The organism is Amycolatopsis kentuckyensis (assembly GCF_041679295.1).
GTDB lineage: Bacteria > Actinomycetota > Actinomycetes > Mycobacteriales > Pseudonocardiaceae > Amycolatopsis > Amycolatopsis kentuckyensis_A.
Genome location: NZ_JBGDMD010000007.1, coordinates 534,335 through 553,509, shown reverse-complemented (window position 1 = coordinate 553,509; position 19,175 = coordinate 534,335). Strand labels below are relative to the sequence as shown.

Genomic DNA, 19,175 nt, shown 5'->3' with positions numbered 1-19,175 from the left:
ATGGCGGCTTGGGGCGGGGTGGGCTGGCGAGCGTGGGCGGGTGCTCGGACTGCTTGCGGGTGCCTGGGCGGCCTGGGGTGGGGCGGCTGGCGAGCGTGGACGGGTGCACGGGCTGCCTGCGGGCGGCCTGGGGCGGTCGGCGAGCGTGGGCGGGTGCACGGGCTGCCTGCGGGCGGCCTGGGGCGGGGCGGCTGGCAAGCGCGGGCGGGTGCCCGGGCGGCCTGGGGCGGTCGGCGAGCGTGGGCGGGGTGTACGGGCTGCGTGCGGGCGGCCTGGGCCTGGGCGGCCGGCAAAGGTGGTCGAGTGCCCGGAACCCGCTGTGGGCGGCCTGGAACCCGCAGACCGCGTGGCGGCTTGGGCGAGCGAGCACCGGCGGTGGCGCCGGCCGCTGGGTCAGCGGCGGGCTTCTCCCACCTGGTGCTGCACCCGACCTTCCAGGTCGGCCGGCGGGAGAGTCGCGCCGGGGCGGCGGGCGGTCGGCACCCGGCGGTCCGAGCGGTGCTTGCGGACCGCCAGCAGCAGCACCGCGAGCAACCCCATCACCACGCACGTGACCACCGCCGACAGCACCAGGAACTCGTCGAGCTGACCGGCCGCCAGGTACGCGCCCAGCGCCACCGCCACCAGGGCGCACACCGCGCGGTCCACAATGGACTCCATCGACAGGAGCGTCGCGCGGTAGCGGGAGTCCGGGATCGAGTCGTTCAGCAGCTGCTTCTGCACCGGGAACGAAATCCCCGTCGCCACCGCGAAGACGCACAACAAGACCACTGCCGGGAAGGAACCCACGAACACGACCACCCCGAGGCACAACGCCATCACGATCGTCAGCGTGAACACCGACCCCACCGGGCCGATCGCGCGGCGGAGGCGGTGGGGGCGGGCCGCGCCCAGGGCCTCGAAGACCGTCATGGCGGCCAGTATCGCGCCGTACCAGTTCACCGACAGCGACTTCGACTCCAGGATCGGCTGGAACAGGTTCACCTGGCAGATCCGGACCAGCGTGAACATCGCGATGCCCTGCACCATCAGCAGCACCAGCCACCGCGACGACCGCAGCGCCGACAGCGCGCCCCCGACACCGGCCACCAGGGAGGCCGTCTTGCCCGTGACCCGGCGGCCGCCGGGAATCGGCGGGAGCTTCAGCGCGAACAGCAGGGCCACGCCGGCGTTGATCGCCGTCAGCCAGTACGGGGAAGGGAGGTTCCACGTCATCAGCAGGCCGATCACCGGCCAGTACACGATCTTGCCGACCAGGCTGTACGCGCGGCCGACGCCTTCCACGCGCAAGTAGTGCTCACCGGCGCCGGAAGCGTGCAGGTACTCGTACAGGTACGCGCTCTGCGCGCCGGACACCAGTGACCGCGCCAAGGCGATCAGGATGAAGTGCACCAGGAACCCGGGGTACGAGCCGAGGAACACCGGCACCAGGTTCGCCGCCACGAGCACGCCGGCGCCGGCCGTCAGCGAGGTGCGGTAGTCGAACCGGTCGGCGAGCAGCCCGGTCGGGATCTCCAGCAGGCAGAACACGACGTAGTAGATGCTCTGGATGCCGAAGATCTCGCCGTCGGACAGGCCGACGAGCTTCTGGTACTGGTAGAAGATCGGCACCCACAGCAGCAGGCCGAAGAAGAACTGGAACCCGTAGGTCAGCCGGACGGTGCGTCGCACGGCGGGGTTCGCGGGCAGGCCAAGGCCCAGCATGACGGTTTCTCCCGGAACTCAAACGGAATACGGACGCAGCTGCACGAGGTGGAGGTGCTCGCCGTCGGCGAGCCACTCGACGTCCACCGGCGAGTCGAACGTGTAGTCGGGCGAGAAGTGCCCCTGCAGCAGGCGGCCGGCGATCGCGAGCCGCTGCAGCTGGTCGTGCGCCCGCGGGTCGAGGTCCGCGGGGGCGTCGCCGAGCGACACCGTGCGGCCGCCGCCTTCGACCGTCGAGTACAGGTACTGCATGGGCAACGCCGAACCCTCGACGACGTCGGTCACGCGCGGCGACACGTTGACGTACACCGTGCGGAAGTCCGCGCGGTTCATCGGGTTCGTCGTCACGAGCACACCGCCGAAGTCGGCCGCGACCTGCTCCTGGATCACCACGCCCATGTAGCACTCGTCGAGGGAGATCCCGGCCTGGTGCCGCAGCCGGACGCTGCGCACCGACACCAGCGACGCCCACACCTCCTTGACGCTGGCGAAGATCCGCTCGGCCGTGGTGACGTGGTTGAGCGACTCGTAGATCCCGGCCGCGGAGAACCCGGCCAGGTCTTCGGCGTTCGACGAGCTGCGCACGACGAACGTCCGGACCCCGGCCAGCTGCGACACCAGCGCGGAGTCGATCTCCCCGGCGAGCGCGCCCGGCAGCCGCGCGGACCGGATCAGGCCCTGCAGCTCGACGCACAGCGGCTCGATCTCGCGGGCGTCCAGCTCCAGGGCCATTTTCAGCTTGCCGATGGCCTGCTGGATCCGCGGCGACGACTCGAGGAACCGCCGCTGCAGCGAGAACGGCAAGGCGATCCCGCGGGGCACGCGGACGTGCTCGTCCAGGAGCCGGTGCGCGGCCGCGGCGAGGTCGGAGCCCGGGGGGACGTCCAGCAGCCGGGCCAGGTACGGCAGCAGGTTCTCCCGCGGCGGGCGCGGCACCTGGTAGAAGCCGAGCAGCCGCTGCGAACCGTGCGCCAGCACGTGGTGCAGCTCGCCGAGGTTGGCCGCCTTCGTGCCGTACCGGTAGCGGTCGGTCGCGCGCAGCCGGTTCAGGTGCACGATCGGGCCGGCCCCGGACTCCGGCTCCTCCAGCGTGACGCGCTGGGCGTACCACTTCGGCGGCGCGGCCGACGCAGGCTCGGTGACCTCCCGCAGCGTCAGCCCCTGGTCGTCCACTGTGTACTCGACCCACTTGCCGTCGAGGTCGCGCCGGTCGATGTCGGCCAGCGCGCCGACCTGGACGGCATTCGGGATCTGCCAGCCGGTGGCGAGGACGTTGGTGTGCGACAACGGTGTCGTGTGGCGGGCGTTGACGATGCCGGACAGCCGGGGGATGTCGTCGGGGACGCGGTCCATCACGATGATGTCCGACCACTCCAGCGTCGCGGCGCGGTACTCGGCCTCGGTGCGGAACGCGCGCAGCCGGCCCGTCGCCGTGCCGGGGTTCAAGGGCACGAACGGCGCCGTCGAGAACAGCTCGTGCGCGAACACCCGCGGCAGCTCGCCCGGCGGGATCTCGCGGACGATCCGCTCCTGCAGCTGGTTGGCCGGCTTGAACACCAGCGGCAGCGCCGGGTCGACGTACCGCGCGACGAACGCGTGGAACTCGCGGATCAGCGCGGCCGGCATCGTGTCGACCTCGACCGTCTCGAGCGAAAGCAGCTGCGGGTGGCGGGCGAGAATGCCGAGCAGGAACCGGCGGTCCGGTGCGTGGTAGAAGTCCTGGTTGTAGGAGTCGATCTCCGCGCGCACCCGTTCTTCGGGGACGCCGAGGATCTCTTCCCCGATATAGATCGCGTGAAAGGAATGGCGGGCGTCGTTCAGGAAGTGGATCACCGCGTTTTCGCGGTCGACCACGACCTTGACGAAGGAATAGCCGCCGAGGGTGCCGCCCAGCTGGTGGAGGGCGGACAGCGAAAGGCGTTCACCGACGAGTGCGGCGACGTTCTCGGGGGCAGGACTGGGGGCGACCACATCGGTCAGGGACACCGGATCTCCTCGCTCGAAACAGCGAGGGGAAACGATAACAGGCCGGTAAATCACCCACCGAGGCCGCGATTGCTCCATTCAGCGGGATTCATGACTGCCGCCACACCCGCTCGGAGCACCGTTCCAGAAAGCTGGAACGGTGCTCCCGGAATGCGGACGCGCATTCCGCCGTTCGGGCGCGGCGATGACGCGGGGTGATCTCCGCTACAGCTGCGCGGCTTCCGCGGCCAGCTTCTCGATCGTGGCGGGGTCGAGCGAGGCCGTCAGCCACGAACCGCCGATGCAGCCGACGTTGTCCAAGGCCAGGTAAGAAGGCGCCGAAGCGACCGTGATCCCGCCCGTCGGGCAGAACTTCAACGACGGCAACGGGCCCGCGATCGACTTCAGGTACGCGACCCCGCCGGACGCCTCGGCCGGGAAGAACTTCAGCGCCGTGATGCCGCGCTCGGCCAGCCGCATCGCCTCGGACACGGTGCTCGCGCCGGGCAGGAACGGCAGCCCGGTGTCGAAGCACGCGTCGACGACCGCGTCGGTGCAGCCCGGCGTCACGAGGAACTTCGCCCCCGCGTCCGCCGCCTGCTTCGCGTGGTCCGCCGCGGTGATGGTGCCGGCGCCGATGACGATGTCCGGCACCTCGGCCGCGACGCGCTCGATCGCGGACAACGCCGCCGGGGTGCGCAGGGTCAGCTCGATGACCCCGATCCCGCCGGCGAGCAGCGCCCGGGCCGTGGGCACGGCGTCGGCGGCGTCGTCGATCACCACGACGGGCATCACGGGGGACAGCTCGAGCAGGTCCTGACCGGTGGTCACTGACCGACCTCCTGGATTGTGAGAGCGGGCGTTCCGAAGTGCTCCGGCGTCAGGCCGCCGAACACCGATGCGCCCTGGTCAGCGGGGCCGACGGCACGGCGCAACGCGGCGAACAGCTCTCGGCCGGTGCCGGTCCAGGATGCTTCGGACGGCGGTGAGTCCACAAGCTCGCGGCGGGCGAGTTCTTCGTCACCGACGAGCACGTCGAGGCTGCCCGTGGCCGCGTCGAGCCGGATGACGTCGCCGTCGGCGATGCGCGCGATCGGGCCGCCCGCCGCGGCTTCCGGCGTCACCTGGATGGCGGCCGGGATCTTGCCCGACGCTCCCGACATGCGGCCGTCGGTGAGCAACGCCACGGCGTGCCCGCGGTCCATCAGCACGCCCAGGGCCGGCGTCAGGCCGTGCAGCTCCGGCATGCCGTTGGCCCGCGGTCCCTGCTGCCGGACCACCACGACGACGTCGCGGTCCAGCTCGCCGGCCTCGAACGCGGCCTTGAACGCCTCCTGGGTGGTGAACACCCGCGCCGGCGCCTGGACGACCCGGTGTTCGGGCGCCACCGCCGACACCTTGACGACCGCGCGGCCGAGGTTGCCCTCGACCATCCGCAGCCCGCCGTCCGCGGCGAAGGGGCGCCAGACCGGGCGCAGCACGTCCTCGTCGAGGCTGCGGGTGGGGACGTCGCGCCAGACCAGCTCGCCGTCGGACAGGATCGGCTCGGCGCGGTAGCGGTGCAGCCCGAACCCGGCGACCGTGTGGACGTCCTCGTGCAGCAGCCCCGCGTCGAGCAGCGTGCCGACCAGGAACTGGATGCCGCCGGCGGCGTGGAAGTGGTTGATGTCGGCGCTGCCGTTCGGGTAGACCCGCGCCAGCAGCGGCACGACCGCCGAGAGGTCGGAGAAGTCGTCCCAGGTGAGCTGGATGCCCGCGGCCGCGGCGATCGCGACCAGGTGCATCGTGTGGTTCGTCGAGCCGCCGGTGGCGAGCAGCGCGATGACGCCGTTGACGAACGCCTTCTCGTCGAGGATCCGCGCGACCGGCGTGTACTCCTCGCCGCGCGAAATGGCGACGATCCGGCGTCCGGCTTCTTCGGTGAGCGCCTGACGCAGGGAAGAGCCCGGCTGGACGAAGCTGGCGCCGGGCAGGTGCAGGCCCATCACCTCGACGACCATCTGGTTGGAGTTGGCCGTGCCGTAGAAGGTGCAGGTGCCGGCCGAGTGGTACGACGCCGCTTCGGCGTCGAGGAGGTCTTCACGGGTCGCGAGGCCCTCGGCGTACTGCTGCCGGACGCGCGCCTTCTCCTTGTTCGGCAGCCCGGAGTTCATCGGCCCGGCCGGAACCAGCAGAGCCGGCAGGTGCCCGAACGACAGGGCGCCGATCAGCAGGCCGGGCACGATCTTGTCGCAGACGCCCAGCAGCAGGGCCGCGTCGAACATGTCGTGCGAGAGCGCGATCGCCGTCGACATCGCGATGACCTCGCGGCTGAACAGCGACAGCTCCATGCCCGCGCGGCCCTGGGTGATCCCGTCGCACATCGCGGGCACGCCGCCGGCGAACTGGGCGACCCCGCCGGCGGTCCGCACGGACTTCTTCAGCCACGCCGGGTACTCCTGCATCGGCTGGTGCGCCGAGAGCAGGTCGTTGTAGGACGAGACGATCGCGACGCCCGGGGCGCGCGCGGCCCGCAGCGCTTCCTTGTCGACGCCGTCCATGGCGGCGAAGCCGTGGGCGAGGTTGCTGCACGCGAGACCGCGGCGGACCGGGCCTTCTTCGTACGCGGCGGCCGTGCGGGCGAGGTAGGCGGCGCGGGTCGCGGCACTGCGGGCGGCGATGCGCTCGGTGACGTCGGCGACGACTCGGTGCAGCTTCGTGGTGGGGGTGGGGCTCATGTCCGGCTCCGGATCACTGGTGTGGGGTGGTCCGCGGGACGGCAGCGCTGACGCCTCTGGGTCGTGACACTGGCCACAGTACCTCGGGAAAACGCCGAATCAAAATCGATTCAGAAGATCGACCCGCGTGACCCCGATCACCCCCAGAACCGTTAGTGTGCTAGTTGTCACACTGCACGACGCACGGTAAAGCCGTAAGGGCGAGTGATCGCCCGGCTCCGCCGGCCCCACCACACCCGGGAGGATTGATGTCCACCTCCGAGATCGCCGAGCTGCGGCGAACCATCGGCCAGCTCAGGCAGTGCGTCGGCGCACTGCGCTCTCGTTACGGCGACGCGTCGGCGGTCCGCCGGCTCGCGAACGACGTGGAGCGCCTCGACATCGACACCGCGGACCTCGACGGCACGCCGCTCGCGGTGCCCGCCCAGGCGAAGGCGGCCGAACGCGTCCCCGTACCGGACACCCCGTACGACCCGTCCTTGTGGCACGGCGCCGATGACGAAGGCGTCGGCGGCTACAAGCGCGACCAGCGGTGAGCGCTCCGGCTGACAACGGCGTCGGCACCGGCGTCCGGGCCCCCAAGCGGGCCCGGATCGCCGAGCGCACCCTCCGGACGGACCGGTGGTGGCTCCAGCCGCTGCTGACCGTGCTCGGGCTGTCGGCGTTCATCATCTACGCGACGGTCCGGTCGTTCGTGCGCACCGCGTACTGGGTGCCCGACTACCACTACCTGACGCCGTTCTACTCGCCCTGCCTGTCCACTTCCTGCGTCGAGGGCTCGAGCCACTTCGGCCACTGGTTCGGCGACCTGCCCGGGTTCATCCCGCTCGGGTTCGTCGTGCTGCCGTTCCTGCTCGGGTTCCGCCTGACCTGCTACTACTACCGCAAGGCCTACTACCGGGCCGTGTGGTTCTCCCCGCCCGCCTGCGCCGTCGCGGAACCGCACGCGAAGTACACCGGCGAGACGCGGCTGCCGCTCATCATCCAGAACGTCCACCGCTACTTCTTCTACGTCGCGCTGATCGTCTCGCTGGTCAACACCTACGACGCGATCACGGCGTTCCACGGGAAGACCGGCGGCTTCGGGTTCGGGCTGGGCAACATCATCCTGCTCGGCAACGTGATCCTGCTGTGGGCGTACACGCTTTCCTGCCACTCGTGCCGGCACGTGACCGGCGGCAGGCTGAAGCACTTCTCCAAGCATCCGGTGCGCTACTGGATCTGGACCAAGGTCTCGAAGCTCAACACCCGCCACATGGCGCTGGCCTGGACGACGCTCGGCACGCTGGTGCTGACCGACTTCTACGTCATGCTCGTCGCCAGCGGCGCGATTTCGGACCTGAGGTTCGTGAACTAGTCTCCCCGCACCGACAACGACGTCCCCAGTTCCGAGGTGGAATCTCTTCATGACCGAGGTCGAACGGCACAGCTACGACGTGGTGGTGATCGGTGCCGGTGGCGCCGGTCTGCGAGCTGTGATCGAGGCGCGCGAACGCGGCTTCCGCGTCGCCGTCGTGTGCAAGTCCCTGTTCGGCAAGGCGCACACGGTGATGGCCGAGGGCGGGTGCGCGGCGTCGATGGGCAACGCGAACTCGAACGACAACTGGCAGGTCCACTTCCGCGACACCATGCGCGGCGGGAAGTTCCTCAACAACTGGCGGATGGCCGAGCTGCACGCCAAGGAGGCGCCCGACCGCGTCTGGGAGCTGGAGACCTACGGCGCGCTGTTCGACCGCACCGCCGACGGCCGGATCAGCCAGCGCAACTTCGGCGGGCACACCTACCCGCGGCTGGCGCACGTCGGTGACCGCACCGGCCTCGAGCTGATCCGCACGATGCAGCAGAAGATCGTTTCGCTGCAGCAGGAGGACTTCGCCGAGACCGGCGACTACGAGGCGAAGATCAAGGTTTTCGCCGAGTGCACGGTCACCGAGCTGCTCACGACGGACGGTCGTATCGCGGGTGCCTTCGGGTACTGGCGCGAGAGCGGGCGGTTCATCCTCTTCGAGGCGCCCGCGGTCGTGCTCGCCACCGGCGGCATCGGCAAGTCGTTCAAGGTGACGTCGAACTCGTGGGAGTACACCGGCGACGGCCACGCGCTGGCCCTGCGGGCGGGCGCGAAGCTGATCAACATGGAGTTCGTCCAGTTCCACCCGACCGGCATGGTCTGGCCGCCGAGCGTCAAGGGCATCCTCGTCACCGAGGGCGTGCGCGGTGACGGCGGCGTGCTCAAGAACTCCGACGGCAAGCGGTTCATGTTCGAGTACGTGCCCGAGGTGTTCAAGGGCCAGTACGCGGAAAGCGAAGAGGAAGCCGACCGCTGGTACGCCGACGCGGACAACAACCGGCGCACGCCGGACCTGCTGCCCCGCGACGAGGTGGCGCGCGCGATCAACTCCGAGGTCAAGGAGGGGCGCGGGTCCCCGCACGGCGGCGTGTTCCTCGACATCGCGAGCCGGCTGCCGACCGAGGAGATCAAGAAGCGGCTGCCGTCGATGTACCACCAGTTCAAGGAGCTGGCGGACGTCGACATCACCGCGGAGCCGATGGAGGTCGGCCCGACCTGCCACTACGTCATGGGCGGCATCGAGGTCGACCCGGACACGGCCGCGGCGAGCGTGCCCGGCCTGTTCGCCGCCGGCGAGTGCTCGGGCGGCATGCACGGGTCCAACCGGCTCGGCGGCAACTCGCTGTCGGACCTGCTGGTGTTCGGCCGCCGCGCGGGCCTCGGCGCGGCCGAGTACGTGTCCGGCCTGACCGAGCGGCCCGCGGTCGGGCAGTCCGATGTGGACGCCGCGGCGAAGATGGCACTGGCGCCGTTCGACCCGCCTTCCGGTGCGTCCGCGGAGAACCCGTACACCCTGCACACCGAGCTGCAGCAGTCGATGAACGACCTGGTCGGCATCATCCGCAAGGCCGGCGAGATCGAGCAGGCGCTGGTGAAGCTGGCCGAGCTGCGGCAGCGGATCCTGCGCGTCACGGTGGAGGGGCACCGGCAGTTCAACCCCGGCTGGCACCTCGCGATCGACCTGCGCAACATGCTGATGGTCAGCGAGTGCGTCGCGAAGGCCGCGTTGACGCGGACCGAAAGCCGCGGCGGGCACACGCGGGACGACTTCCCCGGCATGGACGCCGAGTGGCGGCACAAGCTGCTGGTGTGCTCGGCGTCGGAGGGGGACAACCCGGTCGTCCCGGACATCGGCGTCGAAGTGAAGGAGCAGGTGCCGCTGCGGCAGGACCTGCTGGAGCTGTTCGAATTCGGCGAACTCGGGAAGTACTACACCGACGACGAGCTCGAGGCGCACCCCGGGAGCAAGGCATGAGCTACAAAGCGAGCTTCCGCGTCTGGCGCGGGGACGACACCGGCGGCGAGCTGCAGGACTTCACGGTGGAGGTGAACGAGGGCGAGGTCGTCCTCGACATCATCCACCGGCTGCAGGCCACCCAGGCGTCGGACCTCGCGGTGCGCTGGAACTGCAAGGCGGGCAAGTGCGGCTCGTGCTCGGCGGAGATCAACGGCAAGCCGCGCCTGCTGTGCATGACGCGGATGTCGACCTTCACCGAGGAAGAGGTGATCACGGTGACGCCGATGCGGACGTTCCCGGTGATCCGCGACCTCGTCACCGACGTGTCGTTCAACTACACGAAGGCGCGGGAGATCCCGTCGTTCACGCCGCCCGCGGACCTGAAGCCCGGTGAGTACCGGATGCAGCAGGTGGACGTCGAGCGGTCGCAGGAGTTCCGGAAGTGCATCGAGTGCTTCCTGTGCCAGAACACCTGCCACGTGGTGCGCGACCACGAGGAGAACAAGGAGTCCTTCGCCGGGCCGCGGTACCTGATGCGCATCGCCGAACTGGAGATGCACCCGCTCGACGTCGCGGATCGACGTGACGCGGCGCAGGAGGAGCACGGCCTCGGCTACTGCAACATCACCAAGTGCTGCAGCGAGGTCTGCCCGGAGGGCATCCACATCACCGACAACGCGCTCATCCCGATGAAGGAGCGCGTCGCGGACCGCAAGTACGACCCGATCGTGTGGCTGGGCAACAAGCTCTTCCGCCGCGACAAGTAGCACTTCCCTCCCGACGCTCGCGAACCGTGCGATCAAGCCGGTTCGCGAGCGTCTTCATTTCCGTGGCGCCCCGCGTGCGAGCGCTCGAGCCGTGATCGCGGCAGGATGGTGGGGTGCTGGAGATCGAGCTGCTGCCGCCGTCCGCCGACCCCGCCTTGATCGCCCGGATCGCCGGGCTGGTGAACCAGGTCTACGCCGAGTCCGAGAAGGGGCTGTGGCTGGGCAGCACCGACCGGACCGCCGCCGACGAGATGGCCGGCTTCGTGCGGGCCGGGGAGATTGCCGTCGCTTTCGTGGACGGTGACCTCGCCGGGTCGGTGCGCGTCCAGCGGCTCGACGAGACGACCGGCGAGTTCGGCATGCTGGCGGCCGACCCCGCGCGGCGCGGCCTCGGCGTCGGACGGGAGCTCGTCCGCTTCGCCGAGCGGACGAGCCGGGACGCGGGCTGCCGCGAGATGCAGCTGGAACTGCTGGTGCCGCGCGAGTGGACGCACCCGGCCAAGCAGTTCCTCGCCGAGTGGTACAACCGGCTCGGCTACCGCGTGACGCACCGCGCCGACCTCGCCGTGGACTACCCGCACCTCGCGCCGTCGCTGGCCACGCCGTGCGATTTCCTCGTCTACCGCAAGGCACTCGCGTGACGGTGCTCGCCGGGGCGCACGTGTTCAACCCCGAGACCGGCGAGACGACCCGCGCGGACGTCCGGCTCGACGGCGAGCGGATCGCCGAAGTCGGACTGGGCCTCGACGGTCCGCCCGTCGACTGCTCGGGTGGGCTGCTGATCCCCGGGCTCATCGACTGCCACGTGCACGTCGCGTTCCGGCGGCCCGAGCCGTTGCCGCGCAGCGCCCGGATCCTTGAGGCCGTGCCGGTGCTGCGGGGGTTGCTGGCGCGGGGGATCACGACCGTGCGGGACGCGTGGGGCGCCGACGCCGGCTTCAGGCACGCGCTGGCCCAGGGGTGGATTTCCGGGCCGGACCTGCTGATCAGCCTGCGTCAGCTGGGACCGACCGGCGGGCTCGGCGACGTGTGGGACCCGGCCTCGGGCGCCGTCGACAACTACGGCGACCCGTCGCTGCCCGACCCGTTGTTCGACGGGCCGGACGCCGCCCGCGCGGCCGTCCGCAGGATGGTGCGCGCGGACGCCGACTGGATCAAGGTCGGCGCGAGCGGCTCGATGCGGGCGGTCCGCGCGGGCGTGGACGTCCGCCCGACCGACGAGGAGCTCGCCGCCGTGGTCGACGAAGCCGCCCGCTGCGGCCGCGACGTCCTGGCGCACGCGCACACCTCGGCGGCCGTGGTGTCGGCAGCCCGCGCGGGCGTGCGCAGCGTCGAGCACGGCACGTTCCTCGACGACGCCGCCGTCGCGGCCCTGGCCGGCGCTTGGTACGTGCCGACGCTGGCGCCGATGAGCGACACCGAGTTCGCCGACCGGCACCGGCGTTCGCTGCGCCTCGCGGTGGAGGCGGGCGTCCGGATCGCCGCGGGGTCGGACCTGGCCCCGCGTCCCCATGTCGACTTGACGACCGAGCTGAGGTTGCTGGCCGCGGTACTGGGCGACGCGGCCGCGCTGAAGGCGGCCACCTCCGAAGCGGCGCGGTTGCTCAGGCTGGACGACGATCGGGGCCGGGTCGAGCCGGGGTTGCGGGCGGACCTGGTGTTGCTGGACGGCGTGGGGCTCGACGTGTCGGATCTGCCTGGTCGGGTCCGGGCAGTCTGGCACGACGGGCGGCTGGTCAGCGAAGCGAACTGAGGAGCTCGGACCACGCCCGGTGCGGAACAGTGAGGTGCCCGGCGTCCGGTGCCTTCGAGTCCCGGACCGCGGTGGCGGTCTCGTCGAGCGCGATCTCCACGCAGGTCTGGTGTTCCTGCCCTTCGCTGTAGCTGCTCTTGAACCAGGTCCGGCCGCGGGGCGCCATGGGTCACTCCCTCATGCGTTCGTACTCGTCCGCGAACCGGACGAGCCACTCCCTCGATTGTGCCTCGGGAAGCGCTGCTTGTTCCAGCCGTGTGACCAGGATGTAGAACGCTTCGACGGCGACCCGGTCGTCCACGAACAAGCCCGCTGTGTAGGTCTCTTCGTAGACCACCGGCGGATGTTCGGGGAACTCCATCACGGTGAACGTCGTGGTGAGCACCCGGAACGTCGGGTCCGACTCCGGTACCACGCGGATGACGCAGTGCGGCAAGTTCGTGGTGAGGACGAGGTTCTGCAGCTGTTCGTGCATGAGCTCCGGACCGCCCACGACCGAGCGCAGGGCCCGCTCGTGCACGAAGAACGTGCAGCGCGGCGGGTCTCGGCGTTGGAGCAGCTGCTGCCGATCCACGCGTGCCCGAGTCAACACACCCAGCCGTTCGGTCGTGTAGCGCCCGGTCAGTTCGAAACAGGTGCGGACGTACTCCTCCGTCTGCAGCATCCCGGGGATGGCGGCCGGGCTGTAGTAGACGACCGTGTCCGCCAGGTTTTCCTGGATGATGAGGGATTTCATCGGGTCGACGAGCTTGTCGAAGTACGGCCGTACCCAGTACAGGTCGCCGGGAGGTTTCGTCAGTTCGAGGAGCCTCGTGCGCTCGGCTGTCCCGGTGCCGCAGTGGGCGAGGTAGATCGCCGCGTCGATCGGCGAGATGCGGCGGCCGTTCTCCCACGCCGACACCTTCGATGCCGACCAGTCGGCGCGACGGGCCACTTCTCGCAGCGTCATCTCCTTCAGTTCACGTTGTGCCTTCAGTTCCACGGCCATTTCACGCGTGCGCACCGTGCTCTTTTCGGTCATGCCCGCACGCTAGAGGCGACCCCCGACAAAACAGCCCAAGCCGCGCAGGGATTCACCGCAAGGAGGTCAGTGTTCCGCCTGTGTGACAACGGATTCCGTTTGCGAAGCACCGCGAAGCAGCTTCGCTCGACGAAGCACGCTTCGCTCGTTAGCGGCCCAACAAAGGGTTTGTCGCTGCTCGATCCGGAAGTCTATAAAAGCTGTCGGAACCCCGCGTGAGGTCGTGACGACGAAGTGCCCCTGGAGGTAAGGCCGTGCACGTCTCCGGAATCGAGCTGAGCCGCCGGTTCTACGCCGAAGCGGTCGCGCCGGCCGTCGACGGGCCGCACACCGCCGCGCTGGTCGGGCCCGGCTCCGAGGTCCTCGGCTTCGACACCGCGCGCTCCACCGACCACGACTGGACCGCCCGCGTCTTCCTCTTCCTCCCGGAAGTCCGGGACGTCCCGATCCCGGACGCGTTCCTGGGCCACCCGGCGAAACTCGAAGTCGCGACGCTCGACGACTGGGCGCGCGGCTTCCTCGGCTTCGACCCGCACCACCCCGGCCGCCGCGACTGGCTCGCCACCCCGACCCAGGTCTTCGCCGAGTTCACCGGCGGGGCGGTCCACCACGACGACCTCGGGTTCGAGGCGCTCCGGCGGCGTGTCGCCTGGTACCCCGACGACGTCTGGCGGTACGTCCTCGCAGGTCAGTGGCACCGCATCGGCCAGGAGGACGCGTTCGTCGGCCGGTGCGGCGAGGTCGGCGACGAGCTGGGCTCGGCCGTCGTCGCCGCGCGGCTCGTGCGGGACCTCATGCGGCTGTGCCTGCTGATGGCCCGCCGCTACCCGCCGTACGGCAAGTGGCTCGGCAGTGCCTTCGCGCGGCTGCCCGCGGCCGCGGCGTTGACCCCGCACCTCACCGGCGCCCTGGCGGCGACGGACTGGCGGGAGCGCGAACGGCACCTCGTCGCGGCCTGCGAGAACGTCGCCGGGCAGCACAACGCGCTCGGCCTCACCGACCCGGTCGAGCCGCGCGCGAGCTGCTTCTTCGACCGCCCGTTCCGGGTGATCCACGCCGAGCGGTTCGTCCGCTCCCTGGCCGGCGGCACGCCGGTGATCGGGGCGATCGACCAGTTCGTCGACAGCACCGACGCGCTCGGGCACCGCGGCCTGACCCGCGCGGTGGTTGACTGCGTGCATGGCTGAACCGAAACCCCGCGACCTGGCCGCGCTGCTGCTGACGCTGACCGTCGTGACCGGGGTCGTCGACGCCGTCAGCTTCCTCGGGCTGGGCCGCGTGTTCGTGGCCAACATGACCGGCAACGTCGTGTTCCTCGGGTTCGCGGCGGCGGGGGAGACGACGCTGTCGGTGCTCGCGTCGCTGACCGCGGTGCTGGCGTTCCTGGCGGGCGCGCTCGCGGGCGGCCGGCTGGCCCGCCGCGACGACGACTACGACGCGCTCCGGCAGGCGACGGCGGTCCAGGCGGCGCTGGTCGCGGTGGCGGTCGTGCTGTCGGCGACGCTCGGGGCGGGCACGCGGCCGGGCAGCGAGCTGCTGATCGTCGTGCTGGGCGTGGCGATGGGCCTGCAGAACGCCGCGGTCCGCCGGATCGGCGCGCCCGACCTGACGACGACGGTCTTGACGATGACGCTGACGGGCTTCGCGGCGGACTCGAAGGCGGCCGGCGGCCCGGGCGCGCACCCGCTGCGGAAGGTGGCCGCGGTGGGGGCGATGTTGGTGGGCGCGCTGGCCGGCGGGTTGCTGCAGCTGCACGTCGCGATGTGGACGGCGTTGGCGCTGGCCCTGGTGCTGATCCTCGGCGTGCTGGTGGTGCTGCAGCTCAACCGAGGGCGCGACCGCCGTCCACCAGCAGACGCTGGCCGGTGACGAACCCCGCCTCCTCAGATGCGAAGAAGCTCACCGCCGCCGCGACGTCTTCCGGGGTGCCGAGGCGGCCCGCCGGGACCGAGGCGCGGTACGTCTCGCGCTCTGCCTCGTCGACCTCCGCGTGACGCTCCACCGGGACGAAACCCGGGGCCACCGTGTTGACCGTGATGCCGTCCGGGGCCAGCTCGCGCGCCCACGCGCGGGCCAAGCCGATCTGGGCGCTCTTCGCCGCCGCGTACGCCGAGCGGCCCGGTGGCGGGCGGTCCGCCACCTCCGAGTCGATGTGGACGATCCGGCCGTGGCCGCGGGCCCGCATCCCCGGCAGCACCGCGTGCCCGAGGAGCACCGGGGACCGCACGAAGAAGTCCAGCTGCGCCAAGTGGTCCGGCCAGTCCACTTGGGACACCGGGGCCTCGGGCTGCGGGCCGGTCGCGTTCAGCACCAGGACGGTGATCGGGCCCAGCAGCGCCGTAACACCGTCGACGAGCTCGCCGACCTGACGGCGGTCGGTCACGTCCGCGGCGAACGCCGCCGCCTTGCCGCCCTCCGCGAGGATGCCCTCCGCCGCCGTCTTGAGGTCGGCGTCGTCGTGGTGGCCGTTGACCGCGACGGCGAACCCGTCGCGCGCCAGTCTGCGCGCGATCACCCGGCCGAGTCCGCGGGAGCTGCCGGTCACCAGTGCGACGCCCATGCGCCCGACGCTAGGGGAGACCCCCGGGTACGACAAGGCCCCCGGGACGGATCCCGGGGGCCTCGAACGAGTGACTCAGGCGGACGCGGCCACCACGTCATCGGCCGCCATCGGGGCCGCCACGACCTTCTTGTTGCGGCGGTTGCGCCGCTCCAGGTAGGTCGCCAGCGCCGTCAGCAGCAGGCACATCACGACGTAGATGGCGGTCGCGACGATCGTCGACGGCACGATCGGCCGCCCGAAGGCGCCCTGCGAACCGATGTACCGCGCGTAGTACAGCAGTTCCTGGAACGTGATGATGAAGCCGAGCGCGGTGTCCTTGAGCAACACGACGAGCTGGCTGATGATCGTCGGAAGCATCGCCCGGATCGCCTGGGGCAGCAGCACCAGGAACATGACCTGCGTCTTGCGCATGCCGAGCGCGTACGCGGCTTCGCTCTGCCCCTTCGGCAGAGACTGGATACCCGCGCGGAACACCTCCGCGAGCACCGAGCCGTTGTACAGCGTCAGGCCGAACACCACACCGAGGAACGGCGTCATCGGGACGCCCAGCGTCGGCAGGCCGAAGTAGAACAGGAACATCAGGATCAGCGCCGGGATCGCGCGGAAGAACTCGACGACGAATCCGGAGATCCCGCGGATCCAGGCGTGGTCCGACAGGCGCCCGGCCGCGAAGATCGCACCGAAGACCAGCGCCAGCACGGCCGCGGCCGCGAACGCCTCGAGGGTCTGGAGCACCGCGTTCGCGAGGTCGCTTTGGACCTGGGCGTACTGCAGCCACTCCCACTTGCGGGCGGTGAACTGGCCGCTGTCGTAGAAACGCCAGCCGATGTACCCGACGAACGCCAGGACCACGAGGATGCCGACGACGGCGAAGCTCCGGTACCGCAGCCGGGCCTTCGGGCCCGGGACGTCGAACAGGACGTTGCTCATCGGGCCACACTCCAGCGCTTCTCCAGGCTGCGTTGGACGAACGACAGCACGGCGACCAGGATGATGAAGCCTAGGGCGACCCACAGCAGGCCGATCAGCTGGTTCTCCCCGCGTTCGGACAGGTACGACCGGATCGCGCCGGCCTCGGCCACGGAGAAACCGGCGGCGATGGTGGTGTTCTTCAACAGCGCGATCAAGGTGCTGATCAGCGGCGGCACGACCGAGCGCAGCGCCTGCGGCAGCACGACCTGCCCCAGGATCTGGCCGAACGTCAGGCCCAGCGCCCGGCCCGCCTCGGCCTGGCCCACCGGCACCGTGTTGATGCCCGAGCGCACGACCTCGCAGATGAACGCGGAGGTGTAGACGGTCAGGGCGGTCACCGCGGCCGGGAAGTAGTCGAGCTTGACGATGTCCAGCAGCGGGTACGCGAACACGAAGAACGCGAACACCAGGGTGAGCGGGGTGTTCCGGGCGATCGTCACGTACGCCGTGCCGATGGCGCGGAAGACGGGGACCGGGCTCACCCGAAGCATGGCCAGGATCGTGCCCCAGATCAGGCTGCCGACGGCGGAGAGCACGAACAGTTCGATCGTGCGGAGGAAGAACGGACCGAACAGGTCCAGGTTGTTGAGCAGGACGTCCATGGAGCCTTCCCCGCGTCCGTGGTCAGGTGGTGGATGGAGAAGGCCGGTGGACCGGGATCCCGGTCCACCGGCCTTGAGCTCAGGTCAGTACTTCTCGAGGGTCGGCTTCTTGGCCGGCGAACCGGACTTGCCGAGCGTCGCGGCGTAGATCTTGTCCCAGGTGCCGTCGTCCAGCGCCTTCTGCAGGATCTCGTTGACCTTGTCGCGCAGGACCTTGTCGTCCTTGTTGAGGCCGATGCCGTACTTCTCCGTGGAGAACGTCTGGCCGACGACCTTCAGGTTGTCCGGGTCCTGGGCCGCGTAGCCCTTGAGGATCGCGTCGTCGGTCGTGACCGCGTCGACGTCCTTCGACAGCAGCTTCTCGACGCACTGCGAGTACTTCTGGAACTCGACGATGTTGCCCGGCTCGGTCAGGTTCTCCGAGCGGACCTTCTGGATCGGGGTCGAGCCGGTGACCGAGCAGACCTTCTTGCCCTTGAGCGTGTCCTTGCCGGTGATCGACGAGTCGTCCTTGCGCACCAGCAGGTCCTGGCCGGCGAGGAAGTACGGGCCGGCGAAGGAGACGAGCGCCTTGCGCTTGTCGGTGATCGAGTAGGTGCCGACGTAGTAGTTCACGTCGCCGTTCGCGATCGTCTGCTCACGGGCACCCGAGTCGACCGTGCGGAAGGTGATCTTCTCCGGGTCGAAGCCGAGGCCGGCCGAGACGAGCTTCGCGATCTCGATGTCGAAGCCGCCGAACTTGCCGGTCGTCGGGTCCTTCTGGCCGAGGCCGGGCTGGTCGTCCTTGGCGCCGACGGTCAGCGCGCCCGCCGACTTCATCTTGGCGAACACCGGCGAGCCGGCCAGGTCGACGCCTTGCGCGACGGGGTACGTGGGCAGCGCCGCGGCGTTCGTGCCGCTCTGGTCGCCCGAGCCCGGCGTGGCCGGCGTGCCTTCCTTGCCACAGGCCGTCAGCGTGGTCAGCGCCAGGCTCCCGGCGAGCAGTCCCACCGCGAGGGTGCGGATCCTCATGTGAATTTCTCCTGTGTGTCGTCACCCGCGGCACGACGGCGCCGCGGAACGTTCTCTCAGTGGGTCAGGATCTTGCCGAGGAAGTCCTTCGCGCGCTCGCTCTTGGGCGCGGTGAAGAACTCTTCCGGCGTCGTGTCCTCGACGATCTCGCCGTCGGCCATGAAGATCACCCGATCGGCTGCCCGCCGGGCGAAGCCCATCTCGTGGGTGACGACCAGCATCGTCATGCCGTCCTTGGCCAGGCCGGTCATGACGTCGAGGACCTCCTGGACCATCTCCGGGTCCAGCGCCGAGGTCGGCTCGTCGAACAGCATGACCTTCGGCCGCATCGCCAGCGCCCGCGCGATCGCCACGCGCTGCTGCTGGCCGCCGGACAGCTGAGCCGGGTACTTGTCGGCCTGGTTGGCGATGCCGACGCGCTCCAGCAGCTCCATCGCCGTCTTGCGCGCGTCTTCCTTCGAGGACTTGCGGACCTTCGTCGGCGCCAGCATCACGTTTTCGACGATGGTCTTGTGCGCGAACAGGTTGAACGACTGGAACACCATGCCGACGTCGGCGCGCAGGGCCGCGAGGGCCTTGCCTTCGGCCGGCAGGGGCACGCCGTCGACGGCGATCTCGCCCGAGTTGATCGGCTCGAGCCGGTTGATCGCCCGGCACAGGGTCGACTTGCCCGACCCCGACGGACCCAGCACCACGACGACCTGGCCGCGAGGCACCTCGAGCGTGATCTCCCTGAGCACGTGCAGGTCGCCGAAGTACTTGTTCACGGCGGACGCCTTGATCATCGGCGCCGCC

General features: G+C 70.2%; 19 protein-coding genes. 8 read left to right on the top strand and 11 right to left on the bottom strand.

The features are described from left to right. Positions 1 to 393 precede the first annotated feature (393 nt). The 4 genes from ACERZO_RS31440 to edd form a co-directional block, all read right to left on the bottom strand. Complete coding sequence (locus ACERZO_RS31440) at positions 394 to 1,704, bottom strand: MFS transporter (protein WP_372668672.1); 1,311 nt, start codon at positions 1,702 to 1,704, stop codon at positions 394 to 396. A gap of 18 nt (positions 1,705 to 1,722) precedes the next feature. After that, complete coding sequence (locus ACERZO_RS31435) at positions 1,723 to 3,690, bottom strand: PEP/pyruvate-binding domain-containing protein (RefSeq protein ID WP_372668670.1); 1,968 nt, start codon at positions 3,688 to 3,690, stop codon at positions 1,723 to 1,725. Positions 3,691 to 3,894: 204 nt separating this feature from the next. Beyond that, positions 3,895 to 4,500 carry a bifunctional 4-hydroxy-2-oxoglutarate aldolase/2-dehydro-3-deoxy-phosphogluconate aldolase gene (gene eda / locus ACERZO_RS31430; protein WP_372668668.1) on the bottom strand — a complete coding sequence of 202 codons (606 nt, stop codon included), beginning with the start codon at positions 4,498 to 4,500 and terminating at the stop codon, positions 3,895 to 3,897. Then, positions 4,497 to 6,386: a phosphogluconate dehydratase gene (gene edd / locus ACERZO_RS31425; RefSeq protein WP_372668666.1), complete on the bottom strand. Its 1,890-nt coding sequence runs from the start codon at positions 6,384 to 6,386 to the stop codon at positions 4,497 to 4,499. The genes eda and edd overlap by 4 nt, the downstream gene beginning before the upstream one ends. 248 nt (positions 6,387 to 6,634) lie before the next feature. Here edd and ACERZO_RS31420 point away from each other — a divergent pair, with 248 nt between their 5' ends. The 6 genes from ACERZO_RS31420 (at position 6,635) to ACERZO_RS31395 (ending at position 12,211) form a co-directional block, all read left to right on the top strand. Further along, on the top strand, positions 6,635 to 6,922 hold the full coding sequence (locus ACERZO_RS31420) for a hypothetical protein (RefSeq protein ID WP_167379786.1): 288 nt from the start codon (positions 6,635 to 6,637) through the stop codon (positions 6,920 to 6,922). Beyond that, positions 6,919 to 7,743: a hypothetical protein gene (locus ACERZO_RS31415; protein WP_372668664.1), complete on the top strand. Its 825-nt coding sequence runs from the start codon at positions 6,919 to 6,921 to the stop codon at positions 7,741 to 7,743. Before ACERZO_RS31420 ends, ACERZO_RS31415 begins: the two co-directional genes overlap by 4 nt. Before the next feature lie 49 nt (positions 7,744 to 7,792). Further along, positions 7,793 to 9,709, top strand: coding sequence for a fumarate reductase/succinate dehydrogenase flavoprotein subunit (locus ACERZO_RS31410; RefSeq protein WP_372668662.1), 1,917 nt, complete (start codon positions 7,793 to 7,795; stop codon positions 9,707 to 9,709). Then, a complete protein-coding gene (locus tag ACERZO_RS31405) occupies positions 9,706 to 10,458 on the top strand; it encodes a succinate dehydrogenase/fumarate reductase iron-sulfur subunit (protein WP_372668660.1) in 753 nt (250 codons plus the stop codon). The genes ACERZO_RS31410 and ACERZO_RS31405 overlap by 4 nt, the downstream gene beginning before the upstream one ends. Positions 10,459 to 10,571: 113 nt before the next feature. After that, positions 10,572 to 11,099, top strand: a complete 528-nt coding sequence (locus tag ACERZO_RS31400) for a GNAT family N-acetyltransferase (RefSeq protein ID WP_372668658.1) — start codon at positions 10,572 to 10,574, stop codon at positions 11,097 to 11,099. Next, positions 11,096 to 12,211, top strand: a complete 1,116-nt coding sequence (locus ACERZO_RS31395) for an amidohydrolase family protein (RefSeq protein WP_372668656.1) — start codon at positions 11,096 to 11,098, stop codon at positions 12,209 to 12,211. The genes ACERZO_RS31400 and ACERZO_RS31395 overlap by 4 nt, the downstream gene beginning before the upstream one ends. On the opposite strand, the gene ACERZO_RS31390 is transcribed toward ACERZO_RS31395, so the two are convergent. Beyond that, complete coding sequence (locus ACERZO_RS31390) at positions 12,195 to 12,377, bottom strand: DUF397 domain-containing protein (RefSeq protein ID WP_372668654.1); 183 nt, start codon at positions 12,375 to 12,377, stop codon at positions 12,195 to 12,197. The genes ACERZO_RS31395 and ACERZO_RS31390 overlap by 17 nt on opposite strands. Before the next feature lie 3 nt (positions 12,378 to 12,380). Continuing rightward, positions 12,381 to 13,232: a helix-turn-helix domain-containing protein gene (locus ACERZO_RS31385; protein ID WP_372668652.1), complete on the bottom strand. Its 852-nt coding sequence runs from the start codon at positions 13,230 to 13,232 to the stop codon at positions 12,381 to 12,383. A gap of 254 nt (positions 13,233 to 13,486) precedes the next feature. Here ACERZO_RS31385 and ACERZO_RS31380 point away from each other — a divergent pair, with 254 nt between their 5' ends. Both ACERZO_RS31380 and ACERZO_RS31375 read left to right on the top strand, forming a co-directional pair. Further along, positions 13,487 to 14,419 (top strand): DUF4037 domain-containing protein, encoded by a 933-nt coding sequence (locus tag ACERZO_RS31380; RefSeq protein ID WP_372668649.1) that lies wholly within the window; start codon positions 13,487 to 13,489, stop codon positions 14,417 to 14,419. Beyond that, positions 14,412 to 15,101: a YoaK family protein gene (locus tag ACERZO_RS31375; RefSeq protein WP_372668647.1), complete on the top strand. Its 690-nt coding sequence runs from the start codon at positions 14,412 to 14,414 to the stop codon at positions 15,099 to 15,101. The genes ACERZO_RS31380 and ACERZO_RS31375 overlap by 8 nt, the downstream gene beginning before the upstream one ends. On the opposite strand, the gene ACERZO_RS31370 is transcribed toward ACERZO_RS31375, so the two are convergent. From ACERZO_RS31370 to ACERZO_RS31350, 5 genes are all read right to left on the bottom strand, one after another. Further along, positions 15,055 to 15,792 (bottom strand): SDR family NAD(P)-dependent oxidoreductase, encoded by a 738-nt coding sequence (locus ACERZO_RS31370; protein WP_372668645.1) that lies wholly within the window; start codon positions 15,790 to 15,792, stop codon positions 15,055 to 15,057. The two genes, ACERZO_RS31375 and ACERZO_RS31370, sit on opposite strands and share 47 nt — an antisense overlap. A gap of 75 nt (positions 15,793 to 15,867) precedes the next feature. Beyond that, entirely contained in the window at positions 15,868 to 16,725 is an 858-nt protein-coding gene (locus ACERZO_RS31365; protein ID WP_372668643.1) for an amino acid ABC transporter permease, read from the bottom strand. Then, complete coding sequence (locus ACERZO_RS31360; protein WP_372668641.1) at positions 16,722 to 17,369, bottom strand: amino acid ABC transporter permease; 648 nt, start codon at positions 17,367 to 17,369, stop codon at positions 16,722 to 16,724. The genes ACERZO_RS31365 and ACERZO_RS31360 overlap by 4 nt, the downstream gene beginning before the upstream one ends. Positions 17,370 to 17,453: 84 nt before the next feature. Next, positions 17,454 to 18,380, bottom strand: a complete 927-nt coding sequence (locus ACERZO_RS31355; protein WP_372668639.1) for a glutamate ABC transporter substrate-binding protein — start codon at positions 18,378 to 18,380, stop codon at positions 17,454 to 17,456. Positions 18,381 to 18,436: 56 nt separating this feature from the next. After that, positions 18,437 to 19,165: an amino acid ABC transporter ATP-binding protein gene (locus tag ACERZO_RS31350; protein ID WP_372668999.1), complete on the bottom strand. Its 729-nt coding sequence runs from the start codon at positions 19,163 to 19,165 to the stop codon at positions 18,437 to 18,439. Between the last annotated feature and the right edge of the window lie 10 nt (positions 19,166 to 19,175).